This is a genomic window from Lichenicola cladoniae (assembly GCF_013201075.1).
Lineage (GTDB): Bacteria > Pseudomonadota > Alphaproteobacteria > Acetobacterales > Acetobacteraceae > Lichenicola > Lichenicola cladoniae.
In genome coordinates, this window is the sequence record NZ_CP053708.1 from 2,382,281 (window position 1) to 2,407,955 (window position 25,675).

Genomic DNA, 25,675 nt, shown 5'->3' on the forward strand with positions numbered 1-25,675 from the left:
CTAGAACCCGATCACGGACCGCAAACAGGTGTTCCGCTCCGTCGGCTACCGCTCCTCGACATACCGGACGCCGACCACCAGCTTCAGCGTCTCCGCAAGCTTCGGCGTGACCATGTAGGCGTCCGGCAAGGTCAGTTCGACATCCTGCGTGTCGTCCAGGCACGGCAGGACCACCACCTTGCCGCGGCCGCCCTTCACCTTGCCGAGCACCACGCGGATCTCGTCGATCGCTGCCGGCCGATCCACCCAGATCCGCATCTCCGCCTTGTCCTCGGCGGCCGCCTTGTCCAGCGAGATCGCATCCTGCGCGGTCACCCGCAGCATCTCGCCTTCCATGCGGATGTCGGCGGTGACCAGTACCGCCTGCCCAGTCACCAGCACGTCGCGGGTTCGGGCCAGCACCTCGCTGAAGAACGTCACCTCGCAACTGCCCGAGGCATCGGACAGCCGGACCCAGGCCATCTTGGTTCCGGTGCGGGTCGGCCGCTCCTTCCGGTCGATGACGCACCCGGCGATCTTGACCCGGCCGATCCCCGCCTGCCCGGCCGCCTCGATCGCATTCGCCTTCACCGCCCCCAGCCGCCGCAGCAGCGAGGCATAGCCGTCGAGCGGATGCGCGGTCAGGTGGAAGCCGATCGCGTCCGCCTCCAGCCCGAGCCGCTCGATCCCCGGCCAGTCCGGCCCGGTCGGTAGGCGCAGCGTTTCCCGGCGGGCTGTGCCGCCGAACAGCCCGATCTGCCCGCTGGACGCTTCCTCCGCCTGGGCCTGCGCCCGCCGCAGGATGGTTTCCGCCGCCCCGAACACCCGGGCCCGGTTGTCATCCAGGCTGTCGAAGGCTCCCGCCTTGGCCAGGTTCTCGATCTGCATCTTGTTCAGCTGCTTCGGGTCCGCCCGCTGCGCGAAATCCGCCAGGTCGGAAAACACCGTGCCATTCCGCAGCGTCTCCAGCGCCTGCATCGCCGCCAGTCCGACCTTCTTGACCGCCGCGAGCGCATACCGGATCGACTGGGTGCCGTCCTCGGCGACTTCGACGGTGAAATCCGCCCCGGACCGGTTGATGTCCGGCGGCAGCACCTTGATCCCGAGCCGCTCCGCTTCCTGTCGCAGCGCCGCCAGCTTGTCGGTCTTTTCCCGCGCCAGCGACATGCACGCCGCCAGGAACGCGACCGGATGATTGGCCTTCATCCAAGCCGTTTGGTACGACACCAGCGCATAGGCCGCCGCATGCGACTTGTTGAAGCCATAGTCGGCGAACTTCGCCATCAGCTCGAACACCTCGACCGCCTTGTCCGAGCTGATCCCGCGTGCCATCGCACCGTCGGTAAAAATGGCCCGCTGCGTATCCATCTCGGAGCGGATCTTCTTGCCCATCGCACGGCGCAGCATGTCGGCCGCACCCAGGCTGTAGCCCGCCATCTTCTGGGCGATCTGCATGACCTGTTCCTGATAGACCATGATCCCATAGGTCTCTTCCAAGATACCGCGGATCTCCTCGTGCGGCGCTTCCCATTTTTCCCCGTGCTTGCGCCGGCAATAATCGGGAATATTCGCCATCGGCCCAGGACGGTACAAGGCGCCCGCCGCGATCAGATCCTCGATCCGGGTCGGCCGCATCTGGCGCAGCACGTCCCGCATGCCGGCACCTTCGAACTGGAACACGCCAGCGGTATCGCCGCGCGCCAGCATCGCGTACGTCCGCGCATCGTCCAGCGGCAGCATTGACAGATCGACCACGACGCCGAGCTTCGCCAGCATCTGCACGCCGCGCTGCAGGATCGTCAGCGTCGTCAGGCCGAGGAAGTCGAACTTCACCAGCCCGGCCTGCTCGACGAACTTCATGTTGTACTGCGTGACCAGCATGTCGCTCTTGGGATCGCGATACAGCGGCACCAGCTCGACCAGCTTGCGATCGCCGATCACCACGCCGGCCGCATGCGTGCTGGCGTGCCGGTACAGCCCCTCGAGCTGCAGCGCGATCTCCATCAGCCGGCGCACGCCCTCATCCTGGTCGCGCATCTCCTGCAACCGGGTCTCGCCATCGATCGCCTGCTTCAGCGTCACCGGCTTGGCCGGATTGTTAGGGATCAGCTCACAAACCTTGTTGACCAGCCCGTACGGCAACGCCAGCACGCGGCCGACGTCACGCACGGCCGCGCGCGCCTGCAGCTTTCCGAAGGTGATGATTTGCGCGACACGGTCCGCGCCGTATTCGCGACGAACGTAGGCGATCACCTCGTCGCGCCGGTCCTGGCAGAAATCGATGTCGAAATCCGGCATCGACACGCGCTCGGGGTTCAGGAACCGCTCGAACAGCAGGTTGAACGGCAGCGGATCGATATCGGTGATGGTCAGTGCCCACGCGGCCAGCGACCCGGCGCCGGACCCACGCCCCGGCCCCACCGGAATGTCGTGCGCCTTGGCCCACTGGATGAAGTCGGCCACGATCATGAAGTAGCCGGGGAAGCCCATGTCCGCGATGACATTGAGCTCGAATGCCAGCCGCTCGCGATAGCGCGTGCAGGTATCGACGTCCGCCCCGAGCTTCTCGAGCCGCAGTTCGAGGCCTTCCTCGGCCATCGCCCTCAGCGTCTGGTCCTCGGTGCTGCCCTCGCGGACCTTCGGACACACCGGCAGCAGCGGCTTGCGCGTCTCGGACATCACCGCGCACCGCCGGGCAATCGCCAGCGTATTGTCGCAGGCCTCGGGCAGGTCCGCGAACAGCTCGCGCATCATCGCCGGCGGCTTGAACCACTGCTCCGGCGAGACCCGCCAGCGCTCCCGCTCGGCCACCGTGCGTCCCTGCGCGATACAGATCAGCGCGTCATGCGCCTCGTGCATCTCGGGCCTCGGGAAGAATACCTCGTTGGTCGCCACCAGCGGCAACCCGAGCTCGTCCGCCAGCTCGATCAGCCCGGGCTCGATCGTCTTCTCGATCGCCAGGCCATGCCGCTGCAGCTCGACCGCGATCCGGCCCGGAAACGCCAGCGCCAGCGTCTCCAGAAGCCGCCGCGCCGCATCCTGCTGACCATCCGCCAACAGCCGCGCCAACGGCCCACGACCACCGCCGGTCAGCAGGATCAGCCCTTCGGAATGGGCGCAGAGCGTCCCGATCGTCACGCATGGATCGGACGGATCGCTCTCGAGGAACCCGATCGACGACAGATGCTGCAGATTGGCCAGCCCGACCCGGTCCTGCGCCAGCAGCACCAGCGGTTCCGACGCCGTGGTGCCACGCCCGGGCCCCGCCGCCTGCGAGCCGCCGATCTGCAGCCCGTCCGCCAGCGATACGGCGTCGGCCATCAGGGTGATCTGGCAGCCGATGATCGGCTGCACGCCCTTGGCCGTGCAGTACTGCGAAAATTCGAGCGCCCCGAACATGTTACCGCTGTCGGTGATCGCCACCGCCGGCATACCGGCGGCCCGCGCCAGCGCCGCGATCTCCGGAACCTGGATCGCCCCCTGGCTCAGCGAGTAGGCCGAATGGACCCGGAGATGAACGAAATCAGCGTGCGACATGGGCTAAGTTTATCACCCCTAGAGCGCCCCTGCAGCCTCCAGCGCCCGAGTCGGGACGGTGCCCTGATCCGCGATGTGGTCGAGGGTGCGGCTGAGGAACGCCATCACAGCGACCTCCTCGGCAGTCAGCCCGGTCTGGGCGCGGCTCTCGGGCGCCAGGGCCGCTTCCACGCGTGCTCTCAGCGCCTCGGCCAGCGAGCCATCCATGTAGCCATCGAAAATCCTGGGATGTATGTAGCATTTGCGGCAGATCGCCGGCGTGTTGCCGAGCAGCTTGGCCACGGTCTCGATCGCCCGCAGCACGTTCTTCTTGGCCTTCGCCTCGCTGTCGAACTGCTCAAACTCATGCAGCGCCAGCGCCGCGAGGTTGGTCGCCGCCCAGGTCCTGAAATCCTTGGCCGTTATGTCCTCGCCGGTCACCTCCTGCAGATACTCGTTCACGTCATGCGACGAGATGTCGTGCTGGATGCCGTCCTCGTCGAGATACTGGAACAACTCCTGCCCGCGCAGTTCCTGCAGCCTGGAGACGATACCGGCCAGACGCCGGTCCTTCAGCTCGATATGCTGCTGGATGCCGTGCTTGGCCCGGAAATCGAGCACCAGGCCGGTGCCGCTGACCTTGGCATGCCGGCGGCGCAGCGTGGTCAGCCCGAAGCTCTTGTTGGTCTTGGCATACTCGTCGTTGCCGATCCGCATCATGGTCTTCTCGAGCAGCGCCACCACGGTCGCCAGCACCTTCGCCCGCGGCAGTCCGGGCCGGGTGAGGTCCTTCTGCACCTGCGCCCGCAGCGCCGGCAGCTTCTCGCCGAACACCAGCATCTTGCCGTATTTCGCCTCGTCCCGGATCGAGCGCCAGTCCGGGTGGTAGCGGTACTGCTTGCGGCCCCGCGCGTCCCGGCCCACCGCCTGCAGGTGCCCTTTCGGGTCGCGGCAGATCCAGACGTCGGTATAGGCTGGCGGAACCGCGAGCTTCTTCAGCCGGACCAGCACGGCCTCATCGGTGACCGCCTCGCCGTTCGGCGCGAAATACGTCAGCCCATCCGGACCCAGCCTGCGCGTAAAGCCCGGCTTGCTGTCGTCGACATAATGCAGATGCGCCGCCCGCGCCGCCTCGCGTCCATCCACCGACACGTCCGCCAGGTCGGGGCGCGGCGCCACCTTCCCCGATGCAGCCTTCTTCGCCATCCCGCCCACCGTCCCGTCCGTCGCCCGGATACAACCGGGCATCGGCCGGGGGGTTCGACGGCTCAGCTGAACGGGACGATCAAACCCTCGCGCAGCGTCACGATCCGGTCCATCCGTCCCGCCAGCTCGACATTGTGGGTGGCGATCAGCGCCGCGAGACCCTGCTCGCGCACCACGCGCATGAGCTCGGCAAACACCACGCCCGATGTCGCCACGTCGAGGTTGCCGGTCGGCTCGTCCGCCAGCAGCACCCTGGGACGATTGGCCAGCGCCCTGGCGATCGCCACCCGCTGCTGCTCGCCGCCGGACAGCTTGCCGGGCAGATGGTCCAGGCGCCGCTGCAGCCCGAACAGCCCGAGCAGTTCGTCCGCCCGCACCCGCGCATCCCGCCTGGACACGCCGGCGATCATCTGCGGCAGCACCACGTTCTCCCGTGCGGTAAATTCCGCCAGCAGGTGGTGCGACTGATAGACGAAGCCGATCGAGTTGCGGCGGATGGCAGTGCGGTCCTTGTCGGAAAGCTGCCCGGCGTCGCGCCCGGCCACCACCACCGATCCGCCCTGCGGCTTCTCCAGCAGGCCCGCCAGGTGCAGCAGCGTCGACTTGCCGGTGCCGCTCGGTGCGACCAGCGCCACGATCTCGCCGGGACGCAGTTCCAGATCCGCGCCGCGCAGGACCTCCAGCTTGTCGTCTCCGCTGACGAAGCTGTGGCTTACCTGCCGCAGTGCCAGCGGCACGTCGGCAATCACATCGCTACTCATGACGAAGCGCCTCGACCGGATCCGTCCGCGCCGCACGCCAGCTCGGATACAGCGTTGCCAGCAGCGACAGGACCAGCGCCATCACGATCACCTGGGTGACCTCCGGCCATTCGAGCTTCGCCGGCAGATGCTCGAGATAATAGACTTCCGGATTGAACAGGTTGGTGCCGGTAAGCGATTGCAGCCACTGACGAAGCCGCTCGATGTTCAGGCAGAACACAATGCCGATCACCGTGCCGACGAGCGTCCCGGTAATCCCGACCGACGCCCCGCACATCAGGAAGATCCGCATGATCGCGCCACGCGTGGCGCCGATCGTCCGCAGCACCGCGATATCGCGGGTCTTGTCCTTGACCATCATGATCAGCGACGAGATCACGTTGAACGCTGCCACCAGGATGATCAGCGTCAGGATCAGGAACATCACGTTCTGCTCGACCTGCACCGCGCCGAAGAATGCGTTGTTGCTCTGCGTCCAGTCGAGCACCCGGAGCCGGTCCCCAGACAGTGCCTGCCGGATCTGCGGCGTCACCGTCGCGACGTTGGCCGGATCCTGCGTCATCACCTGGATCAGCGAGACCGCACCCGGCAGCTGGAAATAGACCTGCGCTGCCTGCATCGGCAGGAACACGTAGCTCGCATTATAGTCGCTGACGCCGGCATCGAAGATCGCAACCACGGTGTAGGCACGCACACGCGGGATCGTACCGAATGCCGTGGCCGCGCCGTTCGGAGACACCAGCGTCAGGTGCGACCCGATCGTCAGGCCGGCACGGCTGGCCAGGGTGGCGCCGATCGCGATCGCATCGTCGCCCTGGAAGGCATCGAGCGAACCGGCCCGGATGTTGTCGCTGATCTCGTGCAGCGCCCGCAAATTCGCCTGGCTCATCCCGTGCACGAGGCCGCCGGCGCTGTATGAACCGGCGCTGAGCAGCACCTGCCCCTCGACGATCGGCGACACCGAAACCACGTTCGGCAACTGGCGCACACGTTGCGCGATCGCATCATAGTCGCTGATCGGCGCACCCGAGCCATAGATGCTGAGATCGCCGTTCAGCCCGACGATCCGGTCGAGCAGCTCGGTCTTGAACCCGTTCATCACCGACATGACGATGATCAGCGTCGCCACGCCGAGCGCGATCCCGATCAGCGAGAAAATCGCGATCACCGACACGAACCGTTCGCCCCGGCGTGCCCGCAGGTAACGGCCGGCGACGGCCCGCTCGAATGGGCCGAACATCGTCAGGACGCCGCCTTCGTGCCGAACGCGGCGATCATCGCCAGCGCATCGTCCACCGACATCTCGCTCCGCTCGCCGGTTGCGCGGCGCTTCAGCTCGACCCGTCCACCCGCCGTGCCGCGCGGCCCGACCACGAACTGCCATGGGTGGCCCATCAGGTCCGCATCGGCGAATTTCGCGCCGGCCCGATCGGAGCGGTCATCGTAGAGCAGCCGTCCAGGGGCCTCCCGGTACAGACGCTCGCACAGCGCATCGCAGGCCAGGTCGCCGCTCTTCAGGTTCAGGATCACCGCGTCGAACGGCGCTACACCCTCCGGCCAGATGATCCCCGCATCGTCGTGGCTCGCCTCGATGATCGCGCCGACCAGACGCGACACGCCGATCCCGTAGCTGCCCATTTCGGGAAAGAAGCTCTGGCCGTCGGCGCCGTTGATCGAGACCCCCATCGCCTCGGTATACTTTGTACCGAAATGAAAGATGTGCCCGACCTCGATGCCTCGGCCTTCGCGCTGCCGGTCCGGGGCGATGTCGCTCCAGGCAGCCTGGTCGTGCTTCTCGTCGGTCGCCGCATAGAACGAGGTGGTCCGCCTGAAGAATGTATCCAGCGATGCATGGTCGTCGGTATCGACCGGCTCGTGCAGCCAGTCCTGCTCGTCGAGGGCGCCATCGTAGAACACGCCGCTTTCCCCGGTCGGCGCCAGGATGATGAACTCGTGGCTGAGTTCGCCGCCGATCGGACCGGTATCGGCCACCATCGGGATCGCCTTCACGCCGAGCCGCTGGAACGTGCGCAGGTAGGCCAGCATCATGCGCTGGTAGCTCGCCACCGCACCGGCATGATCGACATCGAAGCTGTAGGCGTCCTTCATCAGGAATTCGCGGCCGCGCATCACGCCGAACCGCGGCCTGACCTCGTCCCGGAACTTCCACTGGATGTGATAGAGCGTCTGCGGCAGCTCGCGATACGATTTCACCGCCTGCCCGAACAGGTCGGTGATCATCTCCTCGTTGGTCGGCCCATAGAGCAGGTCGCGTTCGTGCCGGTCGCGAATACGCAGCATCTCCGGGCCATACGCATCGTAGCGGCCGCTGCGCTTCCAGAGTTCTGCCGGCTGCAGGGTCGGCATCAGCACTTCCTGTGCGCCCACGGAGTCCTGCTCCTCCCGCACGATCTGGCTGATGTTGCGCAACACCCGCAGGCCTGCCGGCAGCCAGGCATAGATGCCTGACGCGGTCTGGCGCACCAGCCCTGCCCTCAGCATCAGGCGGTGGGAGACGATCTGCGCATCCGCAGGAGTCTCCTTGAGGGTCGGCAGGAAGCTGCGGGACAGACGCATCGAGAGCTGGCTCTTCTAGGCTTGGGATACGAGACGCCCGGACCCTAGATGAAACGTCGCCAGCTGAAAACCGCAAGCATCTCGAATTGTGCGCCGCACAAAAGTATTGCAAGTTAAAATGCCGCACTGCACAAGTAAAAGATTGAAGTTGTTGCATTTCCAATGATGACAGGGCTGCAATCTACCCATAGATAGAGCCCACGAAGCTTGGTTCGGCATCGGAGCCAAGTTTAGGGAGAAAACACCAGTCACACGGCAGGAGAAGGTTCAGTTCTTGTCCTGCCGGAGATGACTTTACCGGTCCCTCGATGGATCCACGACGATCAATACAGTAACAGGCCCGAACGAAATTGCACCAAAGAGTGCAAGGCGTTCGGCTGTTCTGTTTTCCGACCGGCCTGAGCGACCGAGCGGAATTAAATCATTAAATCCGCATCAGGTGTACATCCACGAGCGGCCGCTTCTGCAGCTTGCGTCCAAGAGCACGCCGCAACGCCGTCTTGGCAGCGTCGCGGAACCCGTCCTCGTCCTGGCGGACGTTGGCGGGAATCTCAGCAAGGCTCGCCGCAAAGGCACCGGTGACCCGGATCGATTCGGCGTCATCGACCTCGAACAGCCCGGGCGCGCTCAACTTGGGCTTGCCCAGCACACGGCCCCCGCCATCGATGACGAGGCTGGCCAGCACCATCCCGTTGAACAGCATCTTGCGACGTGCCGCGAGAACGCCGCCATTCATCGGCAGGATACGGTTACCGTCCAACGCGAGACGTCCGACCGGGGCGCTATCGACGACCTCGACCCGGCCCGGTGCCAGATTGAGGATGTCGCCATCCTCCAGCAGGATCGGCGTCACCCCCTCCTCGCGTGCCAGTTCGGCATGGGCGGTCAGGTGGCGCCACTCGCCATGCACCGGAACCGCGAAGCGCGGCTTCACCAGCCCGTACAGCCGGCGGATCTCGTCGCGCGCCGCATGACCGGACACATGGACGCTGTGATCGCGATCGGTCAGCACCCGGACGCCGCGCTTGACCAGGTTATCCTGCACGGCCATGACCGCGCGCTCGTTGCCTGGGATCATGCGGCTCGAATAGACGACCGTGTCACCCTCGCCGAGCGAGATGTTCTGGTGCGTGTCGCTGGCGATGCGCGACAAGGCGCTGCGTGGCTCGCCCTGGCTGCCGGTCACGATCAGCAGCAGGTTGTCGTCGGGGATATCCTCCGCATCCTGTTCGGACAGGAACTCGGGCACATCGCGCAGATAGCCGCACTCGCGGGCCGCCACGTCGAGGTTGCGCAATGACCGCCCGACGATCACCACCGAACGCCCGGCTGCCTCCGCCGCAAGCGCGATGCTCTCGACCCGCGCCACGTTGCTGGCGAAACATGTGACCGCGATCCGTCCGCTGATACTGCGGATCAGCGTCGCCATGCTGCGCCGGACATCCGCCTCGGAACCGGATTCACCCTCGACCATCGCATTGGTGCTGTCGCACACCATTGCCAGCACGCCCTCGCGGCCGAGCTCGGCGAAGGCCTCCAGGTTGGTCGGGGGCCCGACCAGCGGATTGGGATCCAGTTTCCAGTCGCCGCTGTGCAGCACCGTGCCGTAGGGCGTCCGCAGCACAAGCGCCTGCGCCTCGGGAACGGAGTGGGTCATCTGCAGGAACTCGAGCTTGTAAGGCCCGAGCTCGAACTTTCCGTTCGTCGGGATCACATGCAGCGGCACCTGGCCAAGCAGCTGAGCTTCGCCGAGCTTGCGTCGCAGCACCGCCGCCGCGAACGGGGTCGCATAGACCGGGCAGCGAAGCTGCGGCCAGAGATGCGCCACCGCGCCGAGATGGTCCTCGTGCGCATGGGTAATGACCAGCCCGATCAGCGCGCTGCGGCGATCGGCGATGAAGCTGGGATCCGGCATCAGGATCTCCGCTTCAGGCGTCTCGCTGCCGCCGAACCCGATCCCGCAATCGACTGCGAGCCAGGTGCCGTCGCACCGGTAGAGGTTGAGGTTCATGCCGATCTCGCCCGTCCCACCCAGGGGCAGGAAGGCCAGATCGCCGTTCAATTCATTCATCAGTCGCCTTCAATCGCTTTTGACTTGTCGTTTGTGAGGAGGGGATGGGGATTACGCCCCGCGAGAATACGGAGACCCTCGAGCGTCAGCTCCGGATCGATCCGTTCGATGATGTCGGTGCCCTCGGCCAGCAACGGCGCCAGGCCACCTGTGGCGATCACCTTCATCGGTGCGCCGAATTCCGTCTTGATCCTGGCAACCAGGCCCTCAACCAGTCCTATATAGCCCCAGAATACCCCAGACCGCATTGCCGCCACCGTCCCGCGGCCGATGACCGATTGCGGCCGCCCGATCGCGATACGCGGCAGGCGTGCCGCCGCCTGGTGCAATGCCTCGATCGAGAGGTTGACGCCGGGGGCGATCGCCCCGCCATTATAACCGCCCTTGTCGTCGACCACGTCGAATGTCGTTGCCGTCCCGAAATCGATGATGATCAGCGGACCACCATAGAGACGATGCGCCGCCAGGCCGTTCAGCAGACGATCCACACCTACTTCGCTCGGCTGATCCATCAGGATCTCGATACCCCAGTCCAGCCGCAGCGCTGCGATCAGCGGCTCGGTGCCGAACCAGTCCCGGCTCAACCGCCGCAGGTTATAGAGCGCCGCCGGGACGACCGTGCCGATCACCGTCTGGGTGATCTGGGCCGGCGAAAGGCCCTGATGCGTTAGAAGGGTCAGCAGCCAGACCGCGTATTCATCCGAAGTCCGCTGGGTATCGGTCGAGATCCGCCAGATGCCACGCCATGACAGCCCGTCATGCACGGCAAACACTATATTGGTATTCCCGGCATCGACGACAAGCAGCATGGTCTCTCAATGCCCTCCGAGCAGCAGGATCTCGCCGGTATCGATCCGCTGCTCGCAGCCGGCGACATCCAGCAGCAACGCCCCATCGGTGCTGAGGCCTGCGAACGATCCCGCTCTCTGCTCCCCACGGTCCCGGACTGCAAGCGGGGTTCCGATCGGATGAGCCCGGTCCAGCCAATCGGACCGGATGGCGGCGAAGCCATGGGTCGAGCCACGTTCGATCCACTCGTCCAGTCCGACCAGCAGTCGCGCTGCGACCTCTCGTGCCGACGGCGGCGGCCCGAGTTCCGCCATGCAGGCGGCCACCCTGTCCGGCAGCTCAGGTGCGGATAGCAGATTGGCGCCAAAGCCTATGACGAGCCAGTCATGGCCGTCATTCGCGCCGCGTTCAATCAGGATTCCGCCCAGCTTGCAGCCATCCAGCATCAGGTCGTTCGGCCATTTCAACGACAGGCGACCATCCGGATCGTCATGGGACAATGCCTGATGCAGGGCGAGCCCCGCCAGCAGGGGCCATCGCGCCAGGAGACCGAAACCGCCCTCAGGCCGAAGCAGGACGGACATCGCCAGGTTACCCGCCGGCGGTTCGATCCACCCCCGTCCGCGGCTGCCACGCGCACGGGTCTGCTGCAGCGCCAGGATGGCAAGGCCCGCCTCTTCCCCCGCTTCCGCCCGCGCGATGCAGCTGTCCGACGTCGATGGAAGGCTGTCATGGACGACGAGGCGCCAATCGTGGCCGCCGTTCACGACAGGCTCGCGTTCACCTGAACAACACGCCGGCCGCCGCCTGTGCAGCTGTGGTCACCGGTCCCAGCACCAACAGGAACAGTGCGGTCACCAGACCCATGGCACCCGCAACGAACGAGAGCGACGGTGCCCGGCGATCGAACGCCAGGTCCGGCGCGTCGAGATACATCACCTTCACGACTCGCCAGTAGTAATAGAGGCCGACGACGCTGGTCAGGATGCCGATCACCGCCAAGGTCCACAGCCCGGACTGCACGGCGGCGGCGAAGACCATGAGCTTGCCGAAAAACCCGGAAAGTGGCGGCACGCCGGCCATGCTGAACATGAAGACTGCGAGCAGCAACGCCAGCATCGGATCGGTTCGCGACAGCCCTGCAAGGTCGCTGATCTTGTCCAGCGGACGCCCGCGCCGGCGCATTGCCATGATGCAGGCAAAGACGCCGGTCGTCATGAACAGGTATGTGGTGAGATACACCAATGTCCCGCGAGCACCCTCGGGTGTGCCGACCGCGACGCCGATCATCGCATAACCCATGTGGCCGATGGAGGAGTAGGCCATCAGGCGCTTGATGTTGGTCTGCGGGATCGCCGCCAGGGCACCGGTGATCATGGTGATGATCGCGACCAGTTCGACCAGAAGCTGCCACTGGTGAGCCAGGTGTCCGAACGGGCCGGCCATCACGCGAAGCAGCAGCGCGAATGCCGCAACCTTCGGAGCACCGGCCATGAACGCCGTCACCGATGTGGGAGCGCCCTGGTAGACGTCCGGGGTCCACATATGGAACGGCGCCGCGGACAGCTTGAACGCCAGCCCGACGAACACGAACACGATGCCGATAACCAGGCCGGCCGGGACGATGCCGGTGCCGGTCAGCGCCGTCTTCAGCCCGACATACTCCATGGTGCCGGCAAAGCCGTAGACCAGCGAGATACCGTAGAGCAGCAACCCGGACGCCAGCGACCCGAGCACGAAATACTTGAGCCCCGCTTCCGCCGAGGTGAGCTCGTCGCGCGCGAAGGCGCACAGGATATAGATCGCCAGAGACTGCAGCTCGAGGCCGACATACAAGGTCATCAGGTTCTCTGACGACGCCATCATCATGGTGCCGACCGTCGCGAACAGCAGCAGCACCGGAAACTCGAACCGATCCACCTTCTGGCGCACGTTGTAGTCCAGCGACAGGACCGCGCTGAACGCACCACCCGCGAGGCTGAGGATCTTCATGAACCGGGCAAACCCGTCATTCACGAACGTCCCGCGATAACCCGCCCCTTGCGGTGCCTGGAGCACCAGCACTGCGGTCACTACGAAGGCAGCCAGCGCAAGCACGGTGCAGGAGAAGCTCGGCTCCATCTTTTTCTGCAGCACGCCATACACCAGGATGGCGAGGCCGCAGACGGAGAGAAAGATCTCCGGAAGAGCCAGGGTCCAGTTCATCATGGTTTTACCGATCACCGGAAGATCAGGAAGACGGAGATCAGCGTCACCAGGCCGATCAGCATGGTGAAGGCATAGACCGCGATGGAGCCGGTCTGCAGGCGGACAAGCTGGGTAGAACCACCCGCCGTCAGCCGGGCCAGACCATTCGAGGCGCCGTCGATGACGGTCTCGTCGCCGACATGCCACAGGCCGCGGGCAAGGGCCCGATAGGGCCGGACGAAGATCGCGCCATACAGCTCGTCGAAATACCACTTGTTCAGCAGGAACAGGTACAGCGGACGGAACCGCACCGCGAGCTGAGCCGGGATCTCAGGCCGAGCCATGTAGCAGAACCACGCGGTCGCCGCACCCGCCAGCGCCGCGAGGGTCGGTATCAGCGTGACCAGGAACGGCAGCTGCTCGAGCTGCGCCAGCACGTGGTTGTCCTGGCCGGTGAAGATCGCCCCGTTCCAAAACGCACCCTGACCTGCGCCGACATAAGCCGGGTAAAGCAGCCAGCCTGCGAACACTGCACCGAGCGACAGGAAGACCAACGGTCCGGTAATGACCGGTGGGCTCTCATGCGCATAATCCGCAAGATGCTGGTCGCGCGGTGTTCCATGGAACACCAGGAACAGCAGCCGGCCGCTATAGAGCGCCGTAATGAAGGCAGTCACGACGCCGAGCACCCAGCCGTAAATCCCGACGCCGCCAGCTGTCCAGGCCGCATCGATGATCGCATCCTTGGACCACCAGCCGGAAAAGGGCGGGATACCGGCAAGCGCCAACGACCCTGCCCACATCGCGACATAGGTAATCGGCAGCTTGCGCCAGAGACCGCCCATCTTGAACATGTTTTGCTCGCCGGACAGCGCATGGATCACCGATCCGGCGCTCAGGAACAGCAGCGCCTTGAAGAAGGCATGCGTCGTCAGGTGGAACATCGATGCCTGGTACGCTCCGACCCCGGCCGCGATGAACATGTAGCCCAGCTGGGAACAGGTCGAGTAAGCGATCGTCCGCTTGATGTCGGGCTGCACGAGCCCGACGGTCGCCGCAAAGAAGCAGGTGCTGGCACCGATCAGCACCACGATGAACTTGGTGACGGGCGCGAATTCCAGCAGCGGCGACATGCGGGCCAGCAGGAACACTCCCGCCGTCACCATGGTCGCGGCATGGATTAGCGCAGAAACCGGTGTCGGCCCTTCCATCGCGTCGGGAAGCCAGGTGTGCAGGAAAAGCTGCGCCGACTTGCCCATGGCGCCGATGAACAGCATCACGCCGATCACCTCGTAGGCCCGCAGGTCGCTGCCGAACAGGTGATAGACCGCGCCCGCATGCGCCGGGACCAGCGCAAAGATGTTGTCGTAGGCAACGGTGCCGAATTGCAGGAACAGGAGCGCGATCCCGACCATGAAGAACAGGTCCGCGACGCGGTTGACAACGAACGCCTTGATTGCCGCAGCATTGGCGCTCGGCCTGTCATACCAGTAGCCGATCAGCAGGTAGCTCATCAGCCCCACCCCTTCCCAGCCGAAGAACAGCTGGATCAGGTTGTCGGAACTGACCAGCATCAGCATGGCGAAGGTGAACAACGACAGGTAAGCGAAAAACCGCGAAACCGGCGTGGTCTCGTGGTTCATGTAGCCGATGCTGTAGATGTGGATCACCGTCGACACCACGGTGACCATCGCCACCATCGATGCGGACAATGCGTCGAACCTGAGCTGCCAGCTTGCATGGAATCCGCCTGCCTGGATCCAGGTCGAGATCGGTACTGCGATCGTCTGCGAGCCGGTTACGACGCCGAGCCAGAGTGCACCGATCGCGGTGACCGAAGCGACCAGCATCAGGAGTATACTGGCGACGATCGCGGACCGTCTGCCAATCAGCCAGCCGAACAGGCCGGGGATGATGGCGCCGACCAGCGGCGCGAACACCGCGACCGCGAACAGGGGGGCAACCGATAGCATCTCAGCCCTTCATCAGTGTCACGTCCTCGACCTGGATCGAGCCACGATTGCGGAAATACACGGTGACGATCGCAAGCCCGATCGCGGCCTCAGCAGCCGCAACCGTGAGCGAGAACAGGGTAAAGACCTGCCCGGACAGATCGCCGAGCGCCGCCGAGAAGGCCACCAGGTTGAGATTGGCGGCGAGCAGGATCAGCTCGATCGACATCATGATGATTATGATGTTCTTGCGGTTCAGGAAGATCCCGAACACGCCTAGAACCAGCAGAATCGCACCCACCGTTAGGAAGGGTCCCAGCCCGACCGCTTGCAGCCCAGACGACATGGCTCAGGCTCCGTGATGGTGGTCGGCTTGGTGGTCTTCCGGCGCTGTGCCCCTGCCATGTGCGGCAACAGCCCCGTAGCCGTCGTGCGGCCGAAGGAAGCCGCCGCTATCGCGTACCCCGTCACCGATCGACAACGACATCATCTCGAGCGTGTCCGCTGGCGTCCGGAGATGCTGCAGCGTCACATCCTGGCGCCGGGCCGACGGCCGTTCACGCAGCGTCAGCACGATCGCCCCGATCATCGCCACCAGCAACACCAGCCCGCACGCCTGGAACAGGAACACGTAGTCCGTATAGATCAACCGGCCGAGTGCCTCGGTGTTGCTGATGGCCGGGCCCGGCCCGGACGCGACCGGATGCATCGCCGGGATGACCTTCCAGCCACCGATGGTGAACACCAGCTCCGCGAACAAGGCGACGCCGACTGCGGCACCGACCGGCGTATAGCGCTGCAGCCCCTCGCGAAGTTGGTTGAAGTTCACGTCCAGCATCATGACGACGAACAGGAACAGCACCGCGACCGCGCCGACATAAACGATGACCAGGATCATCGCCAGGAACTCTGCACCTGCGATCAGGAACAGCCCGGCCGCATTGAAGAACGCGAGGATCAGGAACAGCACTGCATGAACCGGATTGCGGGCACTGACCACCATGACCCCGGATACGACCAGGATCGCGGCGAACAGGTAGAAGGCGATCTGGGTGATCATCGATAGGGTGCATCCTGCTCGAGACGGCGAGCGAGCACCGTCTCCCAGCGATCGCCGTTCGAGAGCAGCTTGTCCTTGTTGTACATCAGCTCCTCGCGCGTCTCGGTCGCGAACTCGTAGTTCGGTCCCTCGACGATTGCATCCACCGGACACGCCTCCTCGCAGAGGCCGCAATAGATGCACTTGGTCATGTCGATATCGTAGCGCGTGGTGCGACGCGACCCGTCCTCTCGCGGCTCGGCCTCGATGGTGATCGCCTCGGCCGGGCAGACCGCTTCGCACAGCTTGCAGGCTATGCAGCGTTCCTCGCCGTTCGGATACCGGCGAAGCGCGTGCTCGCCCCGGAACCGCGGGCTCAGATGACCTTTCTCATAAGGATAGTTGATGGTCGCTTTCGGTTTGAACATCGCACGCAGTGTGACGCCCATGCCGCCGAGCAGCTCCAGCATCAGGAACGAGCGCGCAGTCCGATCGAGCATGGCCATCAGCCGACACCATTATGCGGCATGCCGGGCAGCAGCCCGGTTGCCATGAGGAAACCCGCGGTCAGGATCATCCAGACCAGCGAGAACGGGAGGAACACTTTCCAGCCCAGACGCATCAACTGGTCGTAGCGATACCGCGGAAAGGTCGCACGCACCCAAACGAACATGAACAGCACGAAGCAGATCTTGAGGATCAGCCAGATCGGACCGGGCACCCAGTTGAGCGGTGCGATGTCGATCGGCGGCAGCCAGCCGCCCAGGAACAGGATGCTGGTCATCGCCGACATCAGGATCATGTTCATGTATTCGCCGAGGAAGAACAGCCCGAATGCCAGCGAGCTATATTCCACGAAGAACCCGGCCACGAGTTCGCTCTCGCCTTCCGGCAGATCGAACGGCGCCCGGTTGGTCTCGGCCAGGGAAGAGATGAAGAAGATCACGAACATCGGCAGCATCGGCAGTGCGAACCAGACATGGCGCTGCGCCAGCACGATGTCGTTCAGGTTGAGGCTGCCCACGATCAGCACGATCGAGACGATCACCAGCCCGAGCGACACCTCGTAGGATACCATTTGTGCCGCCGAACGCAGGCCGCCCATGAAGGCGTATTTCGAGTTGCTGGCCCAGCCGGCGATCAGGATCCCGTACACCCCAAGCGAGGACACTCCGAGCAGATACAGGACACCGACATTGATGTTGGCGATCGCCCAGCCATTGTTGGTCGGGATCACCGCCCAAGCCATCATCGCCAGCACGAACGTCAGGAACGGTGCCAACAGATACAGCACCCGGTTGGCGCCGGACGGAATCACCGTTTCCTTAGTCAGCATCTTGATCGCGTCGGCAAAGGTCTGGAACAGCCCGAACGGCCCGACCGTGTTCGGACCTTTCCTGAGCTGCATCGCGCCGAGGACCTTGCGCTCGCCATAGACGAGATACGCCACCGCCATCAACAGCGGCACCAGGATCGCCAGGCACTCCAGCACGGTCAGAACGACCAGGCCGAAGATCGTATGGAACAGGAACTCGTTCACCGCCCTACTCCGCCGCCTGCACGACCGGATGGACATACACCCGGGAGCATTCCGCCATCGTCGGACTGGCGCGGCTTATGGCATTGGTCTGGTAGTAGTCGTGGATCACGCTGCCGAATGGCGCCGATCCGATCGCCGTCGCGTCGCCGGCCGGGCCGGCAAGTTGCACCGCGCCGAAGCGCGGCAGGCCCTGGCGCGCGAACACCGGATTCACCTCGGCCAGGCGCCGGCGCACGCCCTCGATATCGTCATACGGAAGCTTGTGCCCGACCACTTCGGAGAATGCCCGCAGGATACGCCAGTCCTCACGCGCTTCGCCAGGCGGGAAGATCGCCTGGAACGCGCGCTGGACGCGACCCTCGGTATTCACGTAAGTCCCTGATTTTTCGGCATAGGTAGCACCGGGCAGGATCACGTCCGCCCGGGCCGCGCCAGCATCGCCATGATGGCCCTGATAGATCACGAACGTGTCCGGCCCAATCCGGGCCGGCCCGATCTCATCTGCCCCGAGCAACCACAGAACCTCGACACCGCCGCTCATCATCCCGGCAACCGACCGGCTGCCCGACTTGGGCACGAAGCCCAGATCGAGCGCCGCCACGCGGGCCGCCGCATGATGCAGCACATTGAAACCGTGCCAGTCCGCCTTGAGCGCACCGACCTGCTCCGCCAGCGTCCAGACCGCCGCCAGCACCGCTCCGGCATCGTCGCGGGTCAGCGCCGCCTGCCCGACCACGATCATCGGACGTTTGGCGTTTTTCAGCACCTCCGCGAACTCGATCGCCCCGTCGAGCAGACCGGCGAGCACCGATGGCCGGTCGCCCAGCATGGTCGCGTCGTAGGTGAGGTCAGGTCCTGCCGCGCCGATCACCCCGATCGGGAAGTTTCCGGCCAGCCAGCGCTTGCGGATGCGGGCATTGATGACGGGGGCCTCGAGACGCGGATTGGTGCCGATCAGCAGAAGCGCATCGGCCTCCTCGATCCCGACGATCCCGGTATTGAACGTGTAGAACTCGCGCCTGGAGACGTCGTATTGCGCGCCATCCTGGCGGCAATCGAGGTTATTGGACCCAAGTGCCGTCATCAGGTCCTTGAGCGCCACCATGCTTTCGGCGTCGCAAAGGTCGCCGGCGATCGCCCCGATCCGCTCGCCCTTGACGCCTTCGAGCCGCCGCGCGATCGACACGAACGCATCCTGCCAGCTTGCCGGATGCAACTTGCCATGCACCCGCACCCACGGCCGGTCCAGCCGGCGCCGCTTGAACCCGTCGAACGAGAATCGGCCCTTGTCGGCCATCCATTCCTCGTTCACCTCGTCGTTTGTCCGCGGCAGGATACGCAGGACTTCCGGTCCACGGGCATGGATCCGGATATTGACCCCCGTCGCATCCATCACGTCGATGCTGTCGGTCTTTTTGAGCTCCCACGGCCGCGCCACGAATGCGTACGGCTTCGACGTCAGCGCGCCGACCGGGCAGATGTCGATCAGGTTGCCGGACAGTTCCGACGTCAGCGCCTTCTCGACGTACGTGGTGATTTCCATGTTCTCGCCGCGCGACGTGGCACCAAGTTCCGGCACCCCCGCCACTTCGGAGGCGAACCGGATGCACCGCGTGCACTGGATGCACCGCGTCATCACGGTCTTGACCAACGGACCGAGATACTTGTCCTGCACCGCACGCTTGTTCTCGGCGTAGCGCGAATGATCGGCACCGTACGAATAGGCCTGGTCCTGCAGGTCGCACTCGCCGCCCTGGTCGCAGATCGGGCAATCCAGAGGATGGTTGATCAGCAGGAATTCCATGACCGCACGGCGCGCACGGCGCACGACCTCGGTATCGGTCTTGACCACCATGCCGTCGGCGACCGGGTAGCCGCACGATGCAACCGGCTTCGGCGCCTTCTCGATCTCGACCAGGCACATGCGGCAGTTGCCGGCGATCGACAGCCGCTCGTGATAGCAGAAGCGGGGGATTTCCTTGCCCGCAGCTTCGCAGGCCTGCAGCACGGACGAACCGTTCGCTACCTCGACCTGGATCCCGTCCACTGTGACCCGCGCCATGGTTGCTACTCCGCCGCCATGGGAACAGGCAGGTTATCGGGCGTCGGCGCGAGGGTAGCCGCGCCATGTGCCATCTTGTACCACCTGATGCGCTCTTCCATCACGGGACGGAAGTGCCTGATCAGCCCCTGGATCGGCCAGGCGGCCGCATCGCCGAGCGCACAGATCGTGTGACCCTCGACCTGCCTGGTCACCTGCTCGAGCATGTCGATTTCCTCGGGCTCGGCACGACCTTCAACCATCCGGTACATCACGCGCATCATCCAGCCGGTGCCTTCCCGGCACGGCGTGCACTGGCCGCAGCTCTCATGCTTGAAGAAGCGCGCGAACCGGGCGATCGCCCTGACGATGTCGGTGGACTGGTCCATCACGATCATGCCGGCGGTGCCGAGGCCCGATCGTTCTGCACGGAGACTGTCGAAATCCATCAGCACCGTGGCGCAGGTGGACGCAGGCAGTACCGGCACCGAACAACCGCCGGGAATGACCGCCAGCAGGTTGTCCCAGCCACCACGCACACCGCCCGCATGCCGCTCGATGATCTCGCGCATCGGCATGCCGAGTTCTTCCTCGACCACGCATGGACGATTCACATGGCCGGACACCGACATCAGCTTGGTGCCGGCATTGTTGGGACGGCCCAGCGACGAGAACCAGCTACCGCCGCGGCGCAGGATGGTCGACGCGACAGCAATGCTCTCGACGTTGTTGACCGTCGTCGGGCAGCCGTACAAGCCCATCGCCGCCGGAAACGGCGGCTTCATGCGCGGCAGGCCCTTCTTGCCCTCGAGGCTCTCCAGCAGCGCGGTTTCCTCGCCGCAGATGTAGGCGCCTGCACCACGGTGAATAAAGAAGTCGAAGTCCCAGCCGGAGCCGCTTGCATTCTTGCCGATCAGGCCGGCGTCGTATGCTTCGTCGATCGCGATCTGCAGATGGCTCGTCTCGTTGAAATACTCGCCGCGCACATAGATGTAGGCGGTGTGTGCTCCCATCGCGAACGAGGCGATCAGTGCGCTCTCGATCAGCTTGTGCGGTTCGTGACGCAGGATCTCGCGATCCTTGCAGGTCCCAGGCTCGCTTTCGTCGCCGTTGATCACGAGATACGACGGGCGTCCGTCCGACACCTTCGGCATGAACGACCATTTCAGACCGGTCGGGAACCCGGCGCCGCCACGGCCGCGCAGGTTCGACGCCTTCATCTCCGCAATGATCCCGTCACGGCCGCGCGCCAGGATAGCCGTCGTACCGTCCCAATCGCCGCGCACACGAGCGCCTGCGAGGTGCCAGTCGTTCTGGCCGTAGATGTTGGTAAAGATCCGGTCCTTGTCGCTCAGCATGATGTCCGCTCTTTAAACCGTTTCCGGCATGTTGCCTGGCTGGCCATCGGCAGACCGGTCACCCAGATCATCCAGCAATGTCGTACGGCCGCCAAAGGCCGCCGAATTGAAGCGATCGATGGTCGGACCGCGTTCCGGTTTCTCGCCGCGTTTTAGCGCGTCGATCAGATCGCGTGTGCGGTCGCCATCCAGATCTTCGTAGTAATCGTCGTTGACCTGCATCATCGGTGCGTTCGCGCACGCCCCCATGCATTCGACTTCCGTCATGGTGAACAAGCCGTCCGCGCTGGTTTCCCCGAATCCGCTCACGCCGCCGGCCGTCTTGCAGGCCGCGACCACGTCGTCCGATCCGCGCAGCCAGCACGGGGTATTGGTGCAGACCTGGAGGTGGTAGCGCCCGATCGGCTTGGTGTTGAACATCAGGTAGAAGGTCGCAACCTCATAGACCCGGATCGGCGGCATCGACAGCCGGCGCGCAACCGCGTCCATGGCAACCCGTGGCACCCAGGCGCTACCGGTCTCCCGGCCCATCTGGTTCTGGACGATATACAGCAGGGGAATCACCCCGCTTGCCTGGCGTCCCTCGGGATACCGGGCAAGGATGACGTCAATTTCCGAATTGCTGTGTTCATCGAACGCGAAGTGCGTCGGCTGATGGCCCTCAGCCTTGCGCGGCGCGTGCCCCGGTTGACCGTGGCCGATATTCTCGGCTGAAAAATGACCAGACATCTGATTACCTGTCGATCTCGCCGAACACGAGATCGAGCGACCCGATGATCGCGACCGTGTCGGCCAGCATATGCCGTCTGGAAAGCTCGTCGAGCGCCTGCAGATGCGCGAAGCCCGTCGACCTGATCTTGCACCGATACGGCTGGTTGCTGCCGTCCGCCACGAGATACACGCCGAATTCGCCCTTGGGGCTCTCGACCGCGGTGTACGTCGCACCCGGCGGCACGTGATACCCCTCGGTGAACAGCTTAAAATGATGGATCAGGGCTTCCATCGAGCGCTTCATGTCCTTGCGCGACGGCGGAGAGATCTTGGTGTCCTGCACCTTCACCGGGCCCGGCCTCATCTGCGCCAGGCACTGCTCGACGATCCGCACGCTCTCGCGCATCTCGGCAACCCGGATCAGGTACCGGTCATAGCAGTCGCCGTTTCGCGTGACGGGCACGTTGAACTCGACCTTGTCATACATGTCGTAGGGCTGCGAACGACGCAGGTCCCACGGAACACCGGACGCTCTCAGGCACGGACCGCTGAAGCCCCAGTCGAGCGCCTGTTCCGAGGTGAACACGCCGATGCCGACCGTCCGCTGCTTCCAGATCCGGTTGTTCGTCAGCATGGATTCAAGCGTGTCGATGAACTTAGGAAAATCCGTCGCCCATGCGGCAATGCGATCCGTCAGTCCGAGCGGAAGATCGCGCGCGACTCCACCCGGGCGGAAATAGTTGGCATGGAACCGTGCGCCGGACGCAGCCTCGTAGAACTCGAGCAGCTTCTCGCGTTCCTCATAGCCCCAGAGTGCCGGTGTCAGCGCGCCCGCATCGAGTGCGAACGACGTGACGCTCAGCAAATGGTTAAGCACGCGCGTGATCTCGGCGAACATCGTCCGGATCCACTTGGCCCGGTCCGGCGGCTCGATGCCGAGCAGCTTCTCCGTCGCAAGCGCGAACGCCTGCTCCTCGCACATCGGCGACACGTAATCGAGCCGGTCGAAATACGGCAGCGCCTTCATGTACGTCTTGTATTCGATGAGCTTCTCAGTCCCGCGATGCAGCAGGCCGATATGCGGCACCGCCCGCGTCACGACCTCGCCGTCCATCTCCAGCACCAGCCGCAGCACGCCATGCGCAGACGGATGCTGAGGACCGAAATTCAACGAATGGCTGTCGATCTCGACCGTCTTGACGCTGCGCCCGTCGCCAGCCTGGTCGGGCTGCATCGTGTCGGGGATGTCTTCACGCAGGATGATGTCGCTCATCGTCTAGAGCTCCCGATCGGGCATGCAAGCCCATTCATGAACGCGCCTGCCCCGGCGGACCCGCTACGATTCCCTGGCGTCCCTCGTGGGCTTTTTCGTCCCCGGGCAGCGTCATCATGCCTTCCCAGGGGGACACGAAATCGAAGTTTCGGAAATCCTGTGTCAGCTTGACCGGCTCATAGATCACCGCCCGGCGATCCACGTCGTAGCGAACCTCGACGTATCCGGTCAGCGGGAAGTCCTTGCGCAACGGATGCCCTTCGAACCCATAGTCGGTGAGGATCCGGCGCAGGTCCGGCTGTCCGGAGAACAGGACGCCGAACAGATCGTAGCATTCGCGCTCCCACCAGGTGGCAGCCGACCAGATCGTGTGCACCGACGGCACGGGGATCGTCTCATTGGTGGTGACGATCACCCGGCAACGCTGGTTCAGCGTGACCGAGAGAAGGTTGTAGACCACGTCGAACCGCTCTTCGCGCTCGGGAAAGTCCACTCCGCACAGATCCATCATCTGCTGGAAAGCGAACCGCTTGTCGTCCCGCAGCGCCGTCATGAGGCCGACCAGCGAGTCGCGTTCGACACGGACGACCAACTCGCCTTTCTCGACCCCTGCCGACTGGATGCCCGTGAAACCGGTCGCCAGCGTGACAGCGAGCGATCCCAGCCGCCCAGCAAGCTCAACCACGCAGAATGGTCCCCGTCCGTCTGATCTTCTTCTGCAACTGCAGGATCCCGTAGACCAGGGCTTCCGCGGTCGGCGGACATCCCGGCACGTAGACATCCACCGGCACGATCCGGTCGCAGCCACGGACCACCGAATAGGAGTAATGGTAGTAGCCGCCGCCGTTGGCGCAGCTTCCCATGCTGATCACCCAACGCGGCTCGGCCATCTGGTCGTAGATCCGACGCATGGCCGGCGCCATCTTGTTGGTCAGCGTGCCGGACACGATCATCACGTCGGCCTGCCGCGGGCTTCCACGCGGAATGATGCCGAAACGATCGAGATCGTATCGCGGCATGAACGCGTGGATCATCTCGACCGCGCAACAGGCTAGGCCGAACGACAACGGCCACAAGCTACCGGTCCGTGCCCAGTTCACCAGCTTGTCGACATTCGCGACGACAAAGCCCTTCTCGGTGATTTCGCCGGTGATGCCCTTGATCACGGCGTCTTGCGCCGGCCCCGGCGTCAGGGCCTCGCGATTCCAGGCTACATGCTGATGTTCGGCCGACATGCCCGGCGTATGGACGATGCCGTCCGGGTTCGAGATCGTCTGGTTATCACTCATGACCGGATCATTCCCACTCCAGCGCGCCTTTGCACCACTCGTAGACGAAACCCACTGTCAGCACGCCGAGGAAGCCGAGCATGGAGAGGAAGCCGAACAGCCCGATATGCCCCAGGCTGACCGCCCACGGAAACAGGAATGCGATCTCCAGATCAAAGATGATGAACAGGATCGCTACCAGGTAGAAGCGGACGTCGAAGCGGCGGCGGGCATCGTCAAACGCGTCGAAGCCGCATTCGTAGGCCGCAACCTTTTCCGGGTATGGGTTCTGCCGCCCGGCGAGCAACGAACCACCCAGCATCGCGGCCGAAATGGCAGCTGCGATTATGACGAACACCATGATCGGAAAGTAGTCGGACAAGAGGGTCTGCATGACACCGATTCTCATGAAGCGGACGCTGAGCCGTCCGAACCGGGATCGGCTGAACCAGCTTACCGATGCTTCGCTGTCAGGAAGTTAATCCAACCAGCGCGTATCGCAAGGTGCAGTGCAGCATTTGTTCCCTGCCGAACAGCAGTGTCTCAACACAACGCCTGAATTCGGATCAGGTAAAGCAGAGCGCCATTAAAATTTGGAGGAGGCTGAAAGCCCGCCTTGCGCCCAGTTGTGAATGCGGCACTGGCCATCGATCCGATGGCCAGTGGCGCGAGTGACGGGGCTCGAACCCGCGACCTCCGGCTTGACAGGCCGGCGCTCTAACCAACTGAGCTACACCCGCATCTGGCGTGAGCGGCGGTTTAAAGGCCGGGTCCGGGCGCGTCAAGGCGCGAAGGCAGGCTTTTTCAGCGTGATGTGGCCCCGGTTCTTCCACAGGGGAGCGAACCGGAGACGAGTGGGGAATGGGCGGTGACGGTTTCGAACCGCCGACCCTCTCGGTGTAAACGAGACGCTCTACCGCTGAGCTAACCGCCCCTGGTCCGCCTCCAAATCAGGGAAGCGTCATCACGCAGTTCAGGACACTGCGTCCTTCAGGGTCTTGCCCGCCTTGAAACGGACCGATGTCGAGGCGGGGATATCGATCTCCTCCCCTGTGCGCGGATTGCGGCCTTTTGCCGCCTTCCGTGCCGCAGTCACGAACGTGCCGAACCCGACGAGCCGAACTTCCTGCTTGTTCCGCAGCGCCTTCTCGATCGCCGCGAACACGGCATCCACGACTGCGCCTGCCTTGGCCTTCGGCAGGTCGGCCTCGTCTGCGACCGCAGAAATCAACTCCTGCTTGTTGAGGGGCTTCTCCATGGGCGGCCTTCCCTGATCGGTCGTGGTGCCACGTTGCGTGGCCCATATTTTGAGCCCGCTTGCCGTGACGCCACGATACGAGGACGCCGGCATCGCCAGACAGACCGGAGATTAACGACCTCCGTTCTCCGCCGTCAACGAACGCACGG

General features: G+C 64.3%; 22 protein-coding genes and 2 tRNA genes. All 24 read right to left on the reverse strand.

Features of this window, described 5'->3' with window-relative positions; all coding sequences use genetic code 11:
- Positions 1-45: 45 nt before the first annotated feature.
- The 24 genes from dnaE to HN018_RS11185 all read right to left on the reverse strand — a co-directional run bounded on the left by dnaE (position 46) and on the right by HN018_RS11185 (position 25,526).
- Positions 46-3,516 (reverse strand): DNA polymerase III subunit alpha, encoded by a 3,471-nt coding sequence (dnaE, locus tag HN018_RS11070; RefSeq protein WP_171835454.1) that lies wholly within the window; start codon positions 3,514-3,516, stop codon positions 46-48.
- An 18-nt stretch (positions 3,517-3,534) separates the two neighbouring features.
- On the reverse strand, positions 3,535-4,701 hold the full coding sequence (locus tag HN018_RS11075; protein WP_171835697.1) for a DNA topoisomerase IB: 1,167 nt from the start codon (positions 4,699-4,701) through the stop codon (positions 3,535-3,537).
- Between the two features lie 62 nt (positions 4,702-4,763).
- Positions 4,764-5,462 carry an ABC transporter ATP-binding protein gene (locus tag HN018_RS11080; protein WP_171835455.1) on the reverse strand — a complete coding sequence of 233 codons (699 nt, stop codon included), beginning with the start codon at positions 5,460-5,462 and terminating at the stop codon, positions 4,764-4,766.
- Entirely contained in the window at positions 5,455-6,702 is a 1,248-nt protein-coding gene (locus HN018_RS11085; protein ID WP_171835456.1) for a lipoprotein-releasing ABC transporter permease subunit, read from the reverse strand. Before HN018_RS11085 ends, HN018_RS11080 begins: the two co-directional genes overlap by 8 nt.
- Before the next feature lie 2 nt (positions 6,703-6,704).
- A complete protein-coding gene (gene proS / locus HN018_RS11090; protein ID WP_171835457.1) occupies positions 6,705-8,039 on the reverse strand; it encodes a proline--tRNA ligase in 1,335 nt (444 codons plus the stop codon).
- Between the two features lie 424 nt (positions 8,040-8,463).
- Positions 8,464-10,110 (reverse strand): ribonuclease J, encoded by a 1,647-nt coding sequence (locus tag HN018_RS11095; RefSeq protein WP_171835458.1) that lies wholly within the window; start codon positions 10,108-10,110, stop codon positions 8,464-8,466.
- On the reverse strand, positions 10,110-10,919 hold the full coding sequence (locus HN018_RS11100) for a type III pantothenate kinase (RefSeq protein WP_171835459.1): 810 nt from the start codon (positions 10,917-10,919) through the stop codon (positions 10,110-10,112). The genes HN018_RS11095 and HN018_RS11100 overlap by 1 nt, the downstream gene beginning before the upstream one ends.
- Before the next feature lie 6 nt (positions 10,920-10,925).
- The gene (locus HN018_RS11105) at positions 10,926-11,666 is read right to left on the reverse strand and encodes a biotin--[acetyl-CoA-carboxylase] ligase (protein WP_171835460.1); all 741 of its coding nucleotides are present in this window, start codon (positions 11,664-11,666) and stop codon (positions 10,926-10,928) included.
- Between the two features lie 13 nt (positions 11,667-11,679).
- Positions 11,680-13,104, reverse strand: coding sequence for an NADH-quinone oxidoreductase subunit NuoN (gene nuoN / locus HN018_RS11110; protein ID WP_171835698.1), 1,425 nt, complete (start codon positions 13,102-13,104; stop codon positions 11,680-11,682).
- A 14-nt stretch (positions 13,105-13,118) separates the two neighbouring features.
- On the reverse strand, positions 13,119-15,059 hold the full coding sequence (nuoL, locus tag HN018_RS11115) for an NADH-quinone oxidoreductase subunit L (protein WP_171835461.1): 1,941 nt from the start codon (positions 15,057-15,059) through the stop codon (positions 13,119-13,121).
- Position 15,060: 1 nt separating this feature from the next.
- Positions 15,061-15,384, reverse strand: a complete 324-nt coding sequence (gene nuoK / locus HN018_RS11120; RefSeq protein WP_171835462.1) for an NADH-quinone oxidoreductase subunit NuoK — start codon at positions 15,382-15,384, stop codon at positions 15,061-15,063.
- Positions 15,385-15,387: 3 nt separating this feature from the next.
- A complete protein-coding gene (locus tag HN018_RS11125; RefSeq protein ID WP_171835463.1) occupies positions 15,388-16,098 on the reverse strand; it encodes an NADH-quinone oxidoreductase subunit J in 711 nt (236 codons plus the stop codon).
- On the reverse strand, positions 16,095-16,583 hold the full coding sequence (gene nuoI, locus HN018_RS11130) for an NADH-quinone oxidoreductase subunit NuoI (protein WP_171835464.1): 489 nt from the start codon (positions 16,581-16,583) through the stop codon (positions 16,095-16,097). Before nuoI ends, HN018_RS11125 begins: the two co-directional genes overlap by 4 nt.
- Complete coding sequence (nuoH, locus tag HN018_RS11135; protein ID WP_171835465.1) at positions 16,583-17,617, reverse strand: NADH-quinone oxidoreductase subunit NuoH; 1,035 nt, start codon at positions 17,615-17,617, stop codon at positions 16,583-16,585. Before nuoH ends, nuoI begins: the two co-directional genes overlap by 1 nt.
- Before the next feature lie 4 nt (positions 17,618-17,621).
- Positions 17,622-19,679 carry an NADH-quinone oxidoreductase subunit NuoG gene (nuoG, locus tag HN018_RS11140; protein WP_171835466.1) on the reverse strand — a complete coding sequence of 686 codons (2,058 nt, stop codon included), beginning with the start codon at positions 19,677-19,679 and terminating at the stop codon, positions 17,622-17,624.
- Positions 19,680-19,684: 5 nt separating this feature from the next.
- The gene (gene nuoF, locus HN018_RS11145) at positions 19,685-21,016 is read right to left on the reverse strand and encodes an NADH-quinone oxidoreductase subunit NuoF (RefSeq protein ID WP_171835467.1); all 1,332 of its coding nucleotides are present in this window, start codon (positions 21,014-21,016) and stop codon (positions 19,685-19,687) included.
- Positions 21,017-21,028: 12 nt separating this feature from the next.
- Positions 21,029-21,745 carry a complex I 24 kDa subunit family protein gene (locus HN018_RS11150; RefSeq protein ID WP_171835468.1) on the reverse strand — a complete coding sequence of 239 codons (717 nt, stop codon included), beginning with the start codon at positions 21,743-21,745 and terminating at the stop codon, positions 21,029-21,031.
- Between the two features lie 4 nt (positions 21,746-21,749).
- Entirely contained in the window at positions 21,750-23,000 is a 1,251-nt protein-coding gene (locus HN018_RS11155; protein WP_171835469.1) for an NADH-quinone oxidoreductase subunit D, read from the reverse strand.
- A 34-nt stretch (positions 23,001-23,034) separates the two neighbouring features.
- Entirely contained in the window at positions 23,035-23,685 is a 651-nt protein-coding gene (locus HN018_RS11160) for an NADH-quinone oxidoreductase subunit C (protein WP_408886710.1), read from the reverse strand.
- Positions 23,678-24,235, reverse strand: a complete 558-nt coding sequence (locus HN018_RS11165) for a NuoB/complex I 20 kDa subunit family protein (protein WP_171835699.1) — start codon at positions 24,233-24,235, stop codon at positions 23,678-23,680. Before HN018_RS11165 ends, HN018_RS11160 begins: the two co-directional genes overlap by 8 nt.
- A 61-nt stretch (positions 24,236-24,296) precedes the next feature.
- Positions 24,297-24,662: an NADH-quinone oxidoreductase subunit A gene (gene ndhC, locus HN018_RS11170; protein ID WP_171835471.1), complete on the reverse strand. Its 366-nt coding sequence runs from the start codon at positions 24,660-24,662 to the stop codon at positions 24,297-24,299.
- A gap of 269 nt (positions 24,663-24,931) precedes the next feature.
- Positions 24,932-25,008, reverse strand: a tRNA-Asp gene (locus tag HN018_RS11175).
- 122 nt (positions 25,009-25,130) lie between these two features.
- A tRNA-Val gene (locus HN018_RS11180) sits at positions 25,131-25,202 on the reverse strand.
- Between the two features lie 39 nt (positions 25,203-25,241).
- Entirely contained in the window at positions 25,242-25,526 is a 285-nt protein-coding gene (locus HN018_RS11185; RefSeq protein ID WP_171835472.1) for an HU family DNA-binding protein, read from the reverse strand.
- Between the last annotated feature and the right edge of the window lie 149 nt (positions 25,527-25,675).